General features: G+C 54.3%; 9 protein-coding genes and 2 rRNA genes. 1 reads left to right on the forward strand and 10 read right to left on the reverse strand.

The features are described 5' to 3' along the window. Positions 1-66 precede the first annotated feature (66 nt). Positions 67-1026 carry a diguanylate cyclase gene (locus tag GXP52_00770; protein ID NOY85818.1) on the forward strand — a complete coding sequence of 320 codons (960 nt, stop codon included), beginning with the start codon at positions 67-69 and terminating at the stop codon, positions 1024-1026. A gap of 10 nt (positions 1027-1036) precedes the next feature. On the opposite strand, the gene glnD is transcribed toward GXP52_00770, so the two are convergent. From glnD to GXP52_00820, 10 genes are all read right to left on the reverse strand, one after another. After that, positions 1037-3730, reverse strand: a complete 2694-nt coding sequence (glnD, locus tag GXP52_00775) for a [protein-PII] uridylyltransferase (GenBank protein ID NOY85819.1) — start codon at positions 3728-3730, stop codon at positions 1037-1039. Further along, a complete protein-coding gene (locus GXP52_00780) occupies positions 3727-5424 on the reverse strand; it encodes a tetratricopeptide repeat protein (protein NOY85820.1) in 1698 nt (565 codons plus the stop codon). The genes glnD and GXP52_00780 overlap by 4 nt, the downstream gene beginning before the upstream one ends. Beyond that, positions 5417-8071 (reverse strand): DNA mismatch repair protein MutS, encoded by a 2655-nt coding sequence (mutS, locus tag GXP52_00785; protein NOY85821.1) that lies wholly within the window; start codon positions 8069-8071, stop codon positions 5417-5419. The genes GXP52_00780 and mutS overlap by 8 nt, the downstream gene beginning before the upstream one ends. Further along, a complete protein-coding gene (locus GXP52_00790) occupies positions 8068-8907 on the reverse strand; it encodes a tetratricopeptide repeat protein (protein ID NOY85822.1) in 840 nt (279 codons plus the stop codon). The genes mutS and GXP52_00790 overlap by 4 nt, the downstream gene beginning before the upstream one ends. A 1-nt stretch (position 8908) precedes the next feature. After that, on the reverse strand, positions 8909-9313 hold the full coding sequence (locus tag GXP52_00795) for a LapA family protein (protein NOY85823.1): 405 nt from the start codon (positions 9311-9313) through the stop codon (positions 8909-8911). Positions 9314-9364: 51 nt separating this feature from the next. Continuing rightward, on the reverse strand, positions 9365-9847 hold the full coding sequence (locus tag GXP52_00800; protein NOY85824.1) for an HIT domain-containing protein: 483 nt from the start codon (positions 9845-9847) through the stop codon (positions 9365-9367). 271 nt (positions 9848-10118) lie between these two features. Beyond that, positions 10119-10763, reverse strand: a complete 645-nt coding sequence (locus GXP52_00805; GenBank protein ID NOY85825.1) for a prepilin-type N-terminal cleavage/methylation domain-containing protein — start codon at positions 10761-10763, stop codon at positions 10119-10121. 52 nt (positions 10764-10815) lie between these two features. After that, positions 10816-11034, reverse strand: a complete 219-nt coding sequence (locus GXP52_00810) for a hypothetical protein (protein ID NOY85826.1) — start codon at positions 11032-11034, stop codon at positions 10816-10818. Between the two features lie 387 nt (positions 11035-11421). Continuing rightward, positions 11422-11538 (reverse strand): 5S ribosomal RNA (rrf, locus tag GXP52_00815). A 119-nt stretch (positions 11539-11657) separates the two neighbouring features. Next, positions 11658-12676, reverse strand: a 23S ribosomal RNA gene (locus GXP52_00820); the annotation flags it as partial.

Consider the following 12676-nt stretch of genomic DNA (forward strand, 5'->3'; position numbering starts at 1 on the left):
TAGCGGCTGCGCTTCCAAGGAATTTGGGGCGCTGGTTTTTTTGGGGGTAAAATGAGGAAACCCGTGATGTCGGCTGCAAACATACGTATCCTGGTAGTCGAGGACAATGTCAGCCTTAACGAGATCCTCTGCAAGATCATGCAGTCGGAGGGATACAGCTCCGTTTCCGCTTTTACGGGCAGAGAAGCCATGGAAGCCATGTCAAACAAAGGGCCCTTTGATCTCGTCCTTCTGGATGTCATGCTGCCCGATCCGGAGTCGCCACGGGGGGCGGCAATGGACGGCGTTGAAGTATGCCGAACGATCAAAACCGACCCGAAGTTCAAGGGCACTCTCATCTTCATGGTGTCGGTAAAGGATCAGCCCGAGGACATCATGAAGGGAATCGACGCCGGGGCGGATGATTACGTTACCAAACCATTTAATACTACCCTGCTCCTCGCCAAGATCAAGGCAATGCTGAGAATAAAAAACCTACAGGACGAGCTGAGGGAGAAGAACCGTCTCCTGGCGGAAATGGCGGTCACCGACGGCCTCACAGGCATCCCGAATTACCGTTACCTCATTGACAAGCTGGAGGAGGAGATCAAAAGAAGCCACCGGTACAACACTCCCATCACCATGATTTTACTTGACCTGGACAATTTCAAGGAGGTCAATGACACATTCGGACATCGGCATGGGGATTTTGTCCTCCGGGAGATCGCTGAAAGGCTTCAGCAGGGGCTTCGGGAAACCGACATCCTGGCCCGATATGGTGGGGATGAGTTCGCTCTCCTCCTGACCCAGACCGATGAGGCGGGCGGGCGCAAGGTAGCCCAGCAGGTCCTCGATCGCCTGTCCGAACCTGTCATCACCGACGACAGGGAACACCTGATCCATGCCAGTCTGGGACTGGTATCCTTTCCGGAAGGTTCGGCCAAATCATCGGACGACGTCATCATCTCGGCGGACACGGCGTTATACAAGGCCAAGGAACTGGGGGGGCACCAGATCTACGCGTTCCCGTCCGAATCCATCAAATAACCGGATACTCTCAGGCGTCGTCGGTCAGGGCCTGCATAAGGGTCTTCCTGACCGCCTCAATTTTCGTCTCGTCCAGTATCTTACCTCCATTAAGGTCGGTTACGTAGAAGACGTCCACCGCCTGATCCACCTTGGTGGAGACCTTGGCAGTGTGAATAGACAGGTTGGAAGCGGCCAGGGTCGATGTTATGGTGTACAGGAGACCGATCCTGTCGGTGGTATAGATGTCGATAACGGTAAAAGCGTCGGACACACTGTTGTGAATATCAACCCGGGTGGGCGCCGGCATGGTTGCCCTGTCCCGCCGGTCCAGCGGAAGGGACAATCTTCTTGCTTTTAACAGATCATCGACGTCAAGATCCCCTCCGATAACCTTGGCCAGTTCCCTGTTGACCATTCTGAATTTCATTCTGTCGCTGATGGGCTTCATCACGTTATCGGTCACGTAAAGAATGTCAAACACCACCCCATCATCGCGGGTAAGAAGCTGGGCGCCGAGAATATTAACGTTATTGGCAGCCAGAACCCCGGCAATCCGGGAGAAAAGACCCGGCTGGTCCTGAGCGACAACGAAGAGCTCCGTGTACCCTCCCCTTCTGGCCTGGCGCCACGAGGTAGCAACGGGCCTGTCTCCAATTTTCAGGTGAAGCGTAATAAACTGTCCCAGAACGCGTGATCTGTAAACCCCATACGCCCTCTCGGAAAGGGCGTCCAGTTCAGCCTGCACCAACTGGGGGTCAAATTCATCGGCGAGGGTCTTTGCGACCTTGGTCCTGGTTTTTTCAATCCTCTTCGGAAGGTCCTCACGAAAGATCCCTCCCCTATCGATTGCCCTGATCGCCTCGAGAAAAAGTTCGGCAAGAAGGCTGGCCTTCCACTCATTCCACACACCCGGCCCCACCGCCTTGAGATCGGCCATGGTGAGCAGGAACAGGAGTTTGAGCCTCCTGGGATTTCCCATAAGGTTCGCCACCTCCCATATCGTTCTCTCCTCGTGAAGGTCTCTGCGTTGAGCAACGTGCGACAAAAGGAGGTGGTTTTCGATTAGAAACCCCATGTCATCGATGTCCTCACGGGACATCCCCAGCCGTTTGGCGGCCCTCATGGCCATCGCGGCTCCCTTTTCGGCATGGTTCGCACCACTTCCCTTCCCCACATCGTGAAGCAGGATGGTCAGAAAAAGGAGAAGCCGATTGGTTTTTATTTCCCTGTAGACCTCCTGATAAAGCTCAAGGGATGAATCAGACGCAAGCGGGAGGTCGACGATCTCCCTGATGGCCCGTATGCTGTGCTCATCCACGGTATAGGTATGGTAATAATCATGCTGCATTTTACAGAAAATAGGAGCGAACTCCGGGATATATTTCCTTAAAAACCCCAGTTCATTCATTAACAGGAGAGTTTCATATAGCCGCCGATCATCGGACATGATCCTGAAAAAGGCGTCACGGCCTCTTTTTCTCTTACGGTAGTCATTATTGACCAACTTCAGGGACCTCCGGACAGCCACTGCCACTTCCGGGGACAGTTCAAGGTTAGACTCCTGGAAAAGCCGGAAGGCTCTTAACATCCTTCCAGGGTACCTTTTAAAAAGCTCCACCGGATCCACCCGGGTATGGATCTCGCCGCCCCGGGAGAAAAATCCTCTTCCCAGATCCTTTTCTTTCCAACGGGCCAGTATCCTGGGCGACCTCTTCTTTCGCTCGAGGGATCGCCTGATTATGCTTCCGGTGATGTGGTGGACCTGACCGGTATGGGAATAATAGGTCTGCATGAACTTCTCGACGGCCGGCACTCCACGGCGGTCCTTGATCCCGAACCGTTCCGCCAGATAGGGCTGACGTTCCATGCTCAACAGATCCCTTGCCGCATTGGAGGCAAAGTGCAGTTCGCACCGGACCTTCATGAGAAAATCGAAAGAACTCTTAAGAATTTGAAGGTCTTTCTCATCTAATACGTTTAACTCCTTTATATTGCAGAGTTTTTCTAGATCGTCAGCGCCAAACAAAACTTTGGCGACCCACATGGCGGTATGTAGATCCCGGAGTCCACCCATCCCCTCTTTCAGGTTTGGTTCCAGAACGTAGATGGTGCCTCCGTGTTTTATCAACCGTTCTTTCATAAGTTCCAGTTTGGCTGTCACGAACTGGCTGCCTGTTTTGTTCAACACCCTGCGCCGGAACTCCTTTCTGAAATTCGAAAAAAGATCCAGGTTCCCCTGGAGATATCGAGCATCCAGAAGGGAAGTCAGAACATCGTGGTTTTCCGGAGCGAGGGCCATGCAATCACTCATGGAGCGGGTGCTGTATCCAACATCCAGGCCGGTATCCCACAATGTATAAAGGACCATTTCGGTGAATTCCTTACTCCAATCCGTAACCTTTTCAGGAAGAAGGAAAATAAGGTCTATGTCAGAGTGGGGAGCAAGCTCGCGCCGGCCATAGGAACCGAGGGCCATGAGGACAAGACGATTATCCGGCTTTAATCCCTTTTTCTCGGCATCTCTTGCCGCCCTTCTGTAGACAAAATCGATAAGTTCATCCATCAGCCTGGTCAGTTGAGAGACTACTTCGAGGCTGTTCATGCCGTTCCTGTGCTCCCACTTCAGTGTGTTCCAGGCGGCAAGGTATTCTTCCCGGATCAACTTGCCCAATCGGTTGCCCGATGGAATCGATTCGATCCTATGCAGATCCAGGAGGCTCATGTGGAACTGTTTCCGCCCGTGGTCCTTGCCAGTCCATCCACATAATCGAGGATGCCGTGAAGAATGGACTTACTGACCAGCTTCTGGTAGGCGGGATCTTTCAGGAGCTTTTCTTCCGTTGGATGGCTGATAAAAGAGGTTTCAACCAGAACAGCGGGCATCTGGGCCCCGATAAGGACATAAAACGAGGCCTGCTTCACTCCATGATCTTTCACAAGTTTATTCCTGCTTGAAAGCCCATGGTATAAATTCTCCTGGATAGACTCGGCGAGCAGGCTTGATTGTTTGAGGTTGGAGGTTCGGGTCAGATCCAGGAGGATCTTCTCCAGGTCCGCCAACGTCTGTTCGGTTATTGCGTTTTCAAGAAGCGCCGTCTCACTGGAGTCCCTGTCCATGGCCACACCGAGGAAGTAGGTCTCCACTCCGCGGGCGTGACGGTTCCGGCTGGCATTGGTGTGAATTGAAACGAAAAGATCCGCCAGGTTCTTGTTGGCGAAAGCCGTTCTTTCATCCAGTCCGACATAAACGTCGCGGTTGCGCGTCATCAAGACCCTGTATCCCTTGGCCTCCAGTTGGGGCTTAAGCAGTTTCGCGATTGCCAGGGTCACGTCCTTCTCCTTCAGTCCCCCCCGTCCGACGGCCCCGGGATCTTTCCCCCCATGGCCAGGGTCGAGGACAATGGTCTTTACGCCCAGGCCGAGTTGTTTGGCCAGGGGCAAGGGGGTTCCGGCCCCGTTCCCCGGCCTGGTCGCCCGGGGAGACGTCGAACCGACATCCCGGCCGAAAACATCCACGACAAGCCTCGATGGATTCTCCATCGTAAAGACACGATTGTCCCCCATACTGTCAATATCCAGAACCAGACGAACGGTGTCATGATTGTACTGGCCTAACCTCGCCCTGAGGAGAAGCCCATCCCTTATGGGGATGGGGATTGACAGTGCGGAAGGGATCCTGGCCCTGTTCAGGTCTATGTAAAGCCGCGGCGGTTTTCCGGAGCGTGGGTCGCTTTTTAAACGGTGCTCCTCGTAATCCAGTTTGCCTGTGGCATAGACAACCACTCTGGTGTATTCGGGATTAGACCAATGTTTTACGTCTGTGATATTAACCATCTTCCCCGAAGGGGTTTTGGTTTTGGCTTTGGCTTTAATAACCGGCGGTTTAGGGGCAAAAGAAGCAAGCTGATCGAGCCTCTTTTTCGCCCGTGAGGTCATGTCACTTTTGGGATAGGTCTTTACAATTTTCGCATAGGTACGGTAGGCATCACCTTTGCGTCCTTTTTCCTCCTGGACCTGGGCCGCGTTGAGCAGGGCATCGTCGGCCAGCCGGCTGCCCGGGAACCTCTTCTGAAGTTTCTGAAATGTCCCCAGCGCCAAGTCCAGGTCAGCGCCGACCCAGGACCTGTGATAGAGTTTTCTGTAAAGGACCCCGACATTAAAAAGAGCATCCGGGGCACGGGAACAGGTTGGATACTTCTCGTAGATCGTGGTGAACTTTTCGATCACCTTCTCCCAGCTGTCGTGAAACCTCTGCTTGCGATCACTCTTCAAGAGCGAGTAGTAGTCCCTTTTCGATGAATCGTACAGGCGCTCACAGTAGGAGGCGGCCCTGGCGGACCCCAAGGAAAGAGCTAGGAAGAAGATTCCGCTCAAAATGCAGCTTGCCAGAAGGGTTACCGATATTTTTTTAGGCATGTCGCTTCTTCATTCCGGCGAGAAGATTCATGGCTTCCAGAGGGGTCATGTCCTCCAGATCAATTTCCCTCAGTTCTCTGACCAGTTCGCTTCCGCGTCCATGGAAAAGCGGCATCTGAGTCCCGCTATCCTCCGGGGAAACCATCGGGTCTTCCGGCCCGTCATCATGGGCCGCCAACACGGGACGTCCCGCTGTGTCGATGGCTGTTTTTTCGAGGTTTTTCAGGATTTCCCTGGAGCGATCAATAACATCGTCCGGCAGGCCCGCGAGCCTCGCAACCTGAATCCCATAACTACGGTCAGCCGCCCCTTCCTGAACACGGCGCAGAAAAACAAGGCGGTCTCCCCATTCCTGGATGGCGACGTTGTAGTTCCTGACCCCGTCAGACGTCAGGGCCAGCTCAGTCAACTCGTGGTAATGGGTGGCGAACATTGTCCGGCATCCATTACGCTCCCCGGAGAGAAGGTATTCCGCAACGGCCCAAGCTATACTGATACCGTCAAAAGTGCTCGTACCCCGCCCTATCTCATCCAGGATCACCAGGCTGTCGGGTGTAGCGCTGTTAAGGATCTCGGCGGTCTCCACCATCTCAACCATGAATGTGGAAAGTCCCCTGGAGAGGATATCGGAAGCCCCTACCCTGGTGAAAATGCGGTCCACCGGGCTTATGAAAGCCTCTCCGGCTGGAACGAAGGAACCCATCTGAGCCATGATGACTATGAGGGCGACCTGTCTCATGAATGTGGATTTACCCGCCATATTCGGGCCTGTAATTATCAGCAGACGGTTGTCCACCCGGTCCAGATAGGCATTGTTGGGAACGAAGCTTTCCCCTGTTTCCAACTTCTCGAGAACGGGATGCCTTCCGTCCGAAATGGACAATCTGCCGGTCCTGTCACCATCAAGAATCTCGGGCCTCGCATATCCCGAGGTATGGGCCAGCTCGGCCAGTGAAGTGTAAAGGTCAACGGAAGCCAACGCTCGGGCGATATCCTGAAGGGTGACGGAGGATCCCATAACCCGGGAGCATATCTCCTCGAAAAGCAGCTTTTCCAAGGCTATCATTCTCTCATCGGCGCTGAGAATCCGTTCCTCCATCTCCTTTAACTCCTGGGTGACGAACCTCTCGGCGTTAGCCAGTGTCTGTTTCCGGATATAGCCATCCGGGACCATGTCACGGTGCGCATGGGTCACCTCGATGTAATATCCGAACACTCTGTTGAAACCAACTTTAAGCGATGTGATACCGGTTATTTCCTTTTCCCTCTTCTCAAGGTCGGAGATGAATTTCCTGCCGTCCTTCGCCATGAACCGGACCTCGTCGAGTTCCGCATTGAAACCTGACCTGATGATTCCACCTGCCCTGAGCCCCGCGGGGAGTTCATCGGCCAGAGACGATTGGAGGAACTCCAAAAGTTCAGGCTCCTCGTTCAATCCCCGGAGGATTCTGTCACCCAGGTCGGAATCGAGCTCGGCGAGGAGCCCCCGGATGCCGGGAATTTCCCTTAACGTCCGACGCAGGGCCCCCAGATCCCTGGGAACGGCGATCCCCGATCCCGCGCGGGAAACAATCCTCTCCAGGTCGGAAACTTTCCTGAGTCTTTCCCTGATCGAGCCCCGGAGCAGGAGATTTTCCACCAATTCCTGAACAAGGTCCAGACGATCATTGATGGCTTCGGCATTTTTCAGCGGCCGGACGATAAACTCTTTGAGAAGACGGGCCCCCTGAGCGGTTACGGTTCGATCCATAAGGTGGAGGAGGCTGCCCTGCCTGAGTCCGTGGGGCTGGGAACTCAATATCTCCAGGTTTTTTAGTGTGTTTCCGTCCAGAACAAGCCTGTCTTCGGACCTGATCACACGGATGGGTCTCAGATGTTTCAGCCGATCTCCATATACATCCCTGAGATACCAAAGGGCCGCCCCTGCAGCGCCCGTGGCGAGCCGTAAACCATCGAGCCCGAAGCCCGCCAGGGTATGTACACCGAAAAAGTTCTTGAGCGTCTCCTCTCCTGCTTCCGGATAGAACCGGAAACCTTCAACCTTCGTCAGGTGGCTGTCTCCGGCAATTTCAAATGTGTCGGAATCCTCCGGGAAAAGGACCTCCCTGGGGGCGAACTGCGCCATGACAACATTCAGCCGCAAAACAGCGTCCGGACCGGTCCACTGGGCAACCCGGAAATCTCCGGTGGACGCATCCACCAGGGACAGGCCCACGCCCTCCTTCGTACGGTAGATTGAAGCAAGATAGGAAGGCTCCCGTGCATCCAGGAGGGATTCCTCCATCGCCGTGCCGGGCGTAACGATCCTTGTAACTTCCCTTTTTACGAGTCCACGGGCGTACCTGGGATCCTCTACCTGTTCACAGATGGCCACCTTGTGCCCCGCCTTCAGGAGCCTGGTCAAATATCCTTCCGCTGCATGGTAGGGAATACCGCACATGGGTATGGCTTTTTCCTTATTTTTCTCCCTGCTGGTCAGGGCGATTTTCAGGATTTCCGCCGCTATGATGGCATCATCCATGAACATCTCGTAAAAATCCCCCATTCTGAAGAAAAGGATGGAGTCCGGATGCTCCCTTTTGATGGAGAGATACTGCTTCATCATGGGGGTCGAGGTGGTCTTCGGCTCAATGCCGGGTTGATTCATTTTTCCTGAATCCTCGCCTCATATGGTGTCATGCCCTTGACTTTCTCCATATAGATCATCGCTTCAACCGGATCAGCGAAAGGCCCATAATCCAGATAATATTCTCCCCCATTCCTGATTACCTGTACAGGAATATCGATACCGATTCCGGAGGAAGCAAGGTCATTCGTATCCCTCTTAACGGGACCAACGAGGACATGGTATCGTTCGATCCTCTCTGGGGCCCCCTTGGTGCCCTGCATAGCCAGCGAACGGAGAAAATCTTCCTCTTTGCCAATCCATCGGGAAAGAATCGGAACCCGGGGCAGGGCATTTTTCAACCTTTCCAAGGCGTCATCCCTCCTGCCCTCGGCAAGATCGCACAGGGCCATCTTGATCTGGACATGGGCTTTGCCAAAGGCAGGCGCGTCCAGTTCGGCAAGCCGATATCTCTTCATGGCATCCTTATACCGACCGCTGGCGTAGAGGGCGTCCCCAATGCCGGCAAGGGATTTCCATTCACCAACCTCCCCGGTGCCCTGCCGGGTTTTCTCCAATGCGCGCTCGAAATACTCCTTGCTGCGTCTGAATTTACCGGTAAGAAGGTAGATCCTCCCAAGCAGGTACAGGGCTTTACCGGATTCCGGGCCCGAGGATTCGGCGGCCGTATTGAGAGAAGGAATAGCTTCCGCCAGCCGGCCCGACATGAAGTGAGCCTGCCCCATCAGGAGAGGTTCTTCAGGGGGGGCGGCCAAGGCTGGTCTGGAAACGGCTAGCGACAGGGTTATGACGAGCAAGGCAGTCGGCAGGATAGAGACGACTTCGAGCCGATGCCTGGAGGCTGCCTGATAGTCCAAGTCAGATCGTCTCCGTCCTTTCTTCCCCTGTGCCCTCGGCCGCGGTTTCATCTTCCTGTGTTGTCGTCCCGGGGGCCTGGGTATCAGGTTCGGCCTTTTCGGTCACGGGCGAATCGGCGCTTTCCCCGGTGAATGCCGTTTCCCTCTTCGCCAGTTCTCCTTTCAGGCGCTTTGTTTCCCTCTCAGCCTTAAACAGGCGGAACCTGGAACGGATGTCACCGGAAAAACCGATAATGACCGCGGCAAGATAGCCGAGGCCGAAGGCGACGATCATGAACAGGGAAAGAGGCAGGCCAACCGAGTGCCAGCTGAAGTAGTTTAGAACCGTCGTTTCGGCATTCTGCTGAATGAACCCGGCGAGCACCAACGCCAGCAGCAAAACCAGAAGTGCCTGTAAATATTTCATCCCCTCACCTCGCGAGCTTTCCCCTTAGGGTTTTAGAAGCTTCCACCGAGATCACAGCTCCATGAAAATGGGAGCAAAAGTCCTGTAGGTCACCGCCAGGGACTCCGGTATTACCCGCGTCCCTGAAATGACAGGCATGAAATTGGTATCACCCTGCCACCTGGGTACGATATGAAAGTGAAGGTGATCCTCAACCCCGGCGCCTGCCGATTTTCCCAAATTCAGGCCGGCATTGAAACCTTCCGGATTCAGGGCCTTCGAAAGGACCTTCAGACTGGAACGGAAGAGTTCCATCAGTTCGAGGTATTGATCTGGAGGAAGCCCGTTCAGATCCGCCGTATGCTCATTGGGCGCCACCATGATGTGCCCGTTGTTGTAGGGATAGCGGTTCATAAGAACCATGGCGCTCGATGTCCTGTAGAGCAGGAGGTTGTTCTCGGAGGGCTCCGCATCAAGAAGGCGGCAGAAGATACACCCTTCCTCCTTCTCCCCGAGTATATATTTCATTCGCCATGGCGCCCAGAGTACCTTCATGGGAGGCCGGCCCCGCTTCGAATGCCCGGCTCGGAGGGAATGCCCCGAAAACACGCCCTTCGTTTTCCACTCAGCCCTGGGACCTTGGCCCTCGACACTATTTTCTCCCAACCGTCAGTTGAAGTTACGGTTCATTGCAGGCTGATTATATCATCACAGACACTTTAGTCCAGAGGGAACCGCAAAATACCTTGGCCACCGAACCGTGAACCTTGCCAGGGTCGCAAAAAGTCCATTTATGGCTTTTTGCGAAGTCATCAACCTTGCCCCTTCACTGTGCCGCGGCCATCGGAGGCGCGATTCTGGTCCTCAGGGTGGTTGAAAAATCACCGTCCTTCAGGTTTATCTCGATCTCTATCTCCCGTGGAATTTTTCCGGCGCTTATGCCGTTCCCTGTATCAAAGCTGTCCCATTCATCCACCCAGTCCCGCCCGTCATAATATCGCAGGTTAAAAGACCTGACTTTGTCGGACACCTCACTGTTCCATCCACCGTCATCGTAGGCTCCCATCGGAGGCGACTGTTCCCTGCGAAAGAAGGTGCTTTTGCCCTCTTCGTCGAAGGAGAGACGGTAGCCAACCTCCGCAAGGTCTCCCCTGGAGGTCCGTGGATCAACGGGGAGGGTCGATGTGGTCAGGAACTGGACTTCATCGGATGGTACTTCCTGGTGGTATACATCACTGCCCACAAAAAAGGGCGTGGTCCCTTGCCTCCGAAAGACGCCCGCCAGGTCCTCGACTATGAGATTCATAATGGAGCCGCCCTCCATGCGCAGGTTCATCTGACGGTCGAGCGCCCTGGATCTTGTCGTGCTGGAAAACACCACTGAAAAGGCCACGCCGGCCATAACCGCCAGAATGGTGAAGGCGACCATCATCTCGATCAGGGTGAACCCTGTTTCGGACCTTCGGTTCATGGTATTTTTTTCAACGACCCGCAACAGACGCCACCTACCCCGCCCATGCACGTCACCGCCTGGCAGGATCAGGCCAATTTTCCGTATTGAACATATTTTCAGGATGTTCCCAGCACTCCTTCGAGCAGAAATCAACCGGGTCGAAACAACAGCACCACCCGGAGAAGGTAGTCTCATAGGGATCCCCTGCAATCTCATGTCCGCAGCTTTCGCACCAGAGGCTCACTGTGCCGGTGGTGCAAAGCCTGGACTGTCGAAAAAAAGTTGTCATATCATCCCCCCGCATTTCTGAGTCCAAAGTCGAAAGTCCTGAGTCCAGGGTCCAGAGTCGAAAGTTCTGAGTCCTGAAAGCAGGGTCCGGGGTCCGGCCATTTTATCACGTTGAACATTGAACGTTGAACTCCCCTTACCCCCTGTTCCCTTACCTCGACACGCCCTCACTCTCCGCGTCCGTTTTTCTTTTCTCTGGACACTGGACTCTGGACTCTGAACTACGTTTCTCCTCGCTCATTCGCCCTTACCTTGCTAAAGGCTTTCATAACAGATTCCCGCCAGGCGTTCAATGCCTGCAAAGGACCCGACCTTCAGGTGGGTGCGCCCTGTGCCGGGCGCACAAAAAAAGCCCGGATACCAAAAAGGCATCCGGGCCAAGAAAAATTTCTGGCAACGACCTACTCTCCCACCCCGTCGCCGGGGCAGTACCATCGGCGCTGAAGGGCTTAACTTCCGTGTTCGGAATGGGAACGGGTGTATCCCCCTCGCCATAGTCGCCAGAAAACCTGAATTCTGAAGATTAAGGTTAATTTCGATGACTTCGCAAAAGGTCATCAACGCGCCCACAAATAAATTTAGTCATCTCTCAGACAGGGGACAAAACCTGCCAAAGGTAAATAGAAAGTGGTCAAGCCTCACGACCGATTAGTACCGGTTAGCTGAATGCGTCACCGCACTTACACACCCGGCCTATCAACCTTGTGGTCTACAAGGGGTCTTCAGTCCACGCAAGCGCGGAGGGGATATCTAATCTCAGGGGAGGCTTCCCGCTTAGATGCTTTCAGCGGTTATCCTTTCCGAATGTAGCTACCCAGCAATGCCCCTGGCGGGACAACTGGATCACCAGGGATCCGTCCACTCCGGTCCTCTCGTACTAGGAGCAGCTCCCTTCAAATATCCTACGCCCACAGAAGATAGGGACCGAACTGTCTCACGACGTTCTAAACCCAGCTCGCGTACCGCTTTAATGGGCGAACAGCCCAACCCTTGGGACCAACTTCAGCCCCAGGATGCGATGAGCCGACATCGAGGTGCCAAACCTCCCCGTCGATGTGAACTCTTGGGGGAGATAAGCCTGTTATCCCCGGAGTACCTTTTGTCCGATGAGCGACGGCGCTTCCACACGCAACCGCCGGATCACTAAGACCTACTTTCGTACCTGCTCGACCTGTATGTCTCGCAGTCAAGCTCCCTTATGCCTTTACACTCTCCGTACGATTTCCGACCGTACTGAGGGAACCTTCGTGCGCCCCCGTTACTTTTTAGGAGGCGACCGCCCCAGTCAAACTGCCCACCTAATACTGTCCTGCTTCCGGATAACGGTAAGCAGTTAGAAACCCAATGTGATAAGGGTGGTATTTCAAGGGCGGCTCCACGAGAACTGGCGTCCTCGCTTCACAGCCTCCCACCTATCCTACACATACCACATCAGATTCCAATGTCAGGCTACAGTAAAGGTTCACGGGGTCTTTCCGTCTTGCCATAGGTAATCGGCATCTTCACCGATAATTCAATTTCACCGAGTCCCTTGTTGAGACAGCACCCAGACCGTTACACCATTCGTGCAGGTCGGAACTTACCCGACAAGGAATTTCGCTACCTTAGGACCGTTATAGTTACGGCCGCCGTTTACTGGGGCT

This window comes from Deltaproteobacteria bacterium, assembly GCA_013151915.1.
Classification (GTDB): Bacteria; BMS3Abin14; BMS3Abin14; order BMS3Abin14; family BMS3Abin14; genus BMS3ABIN14.

Excerpts from the sequence above, each read along its gene's own strand:
- GXP52_00770 (NOY85818.1), top strand. The coding sequence starts at position 67 with ATGTCGGCTGCAAACATACGTATCCTGGTAGTCGAGGACAATGTCAGC.
- glnD (NOY85819.1), bottom strand. The coding sequence starts at position 3,730 with ATGAGCCTCCTGGATCTGCATAGGATCGAATCGATTCCATCGGGCAAC.
- GXP52_00780 (NOY85820.1), bottom strand. The coding sequence starts at position 5,424 with ATGCCTAAAAAAATATCGGTAACCCTTCTGGCAAGCTGCATTTTGAGC.
- mutS (NOY85821.1), bottom strand. The coding sequence starts at position 8,071 with ATGAATCAACCCGGCATTGAGCCGAAGACCACCTCGACCCCCATGATG.
- GXP52_00795 (NOY85823.1), bottom strand. The coding sequence starts at position 9,313 with ATGAAATATTTACAGGCACTTCTGGTTTTGCTGCTGGCGTTGGTGCTC.
- GXP52_00800 (NOY85824.1), bottom strand. The coding sequence starts at position 9,847 with ATGAAGGTACTCTGGGCGCCATGGCGAATGAAATATATACTCGGGGAG.
- GXP52_00805 (NOY85825.1), bottom strand. The coding sequence starts at position 10,763 with ATGAACCGAAGGTCCGAAACAGGGTTCACCCTGATCGAGATGATGGTC.
- GXP52_00810 (NOY85826.1), bottom strand. The coding sequence starts at position 11,034 with ATGACAACTTTTTTTCGACAGTCCAGGCTTTGCACCACCGGCACAGTG.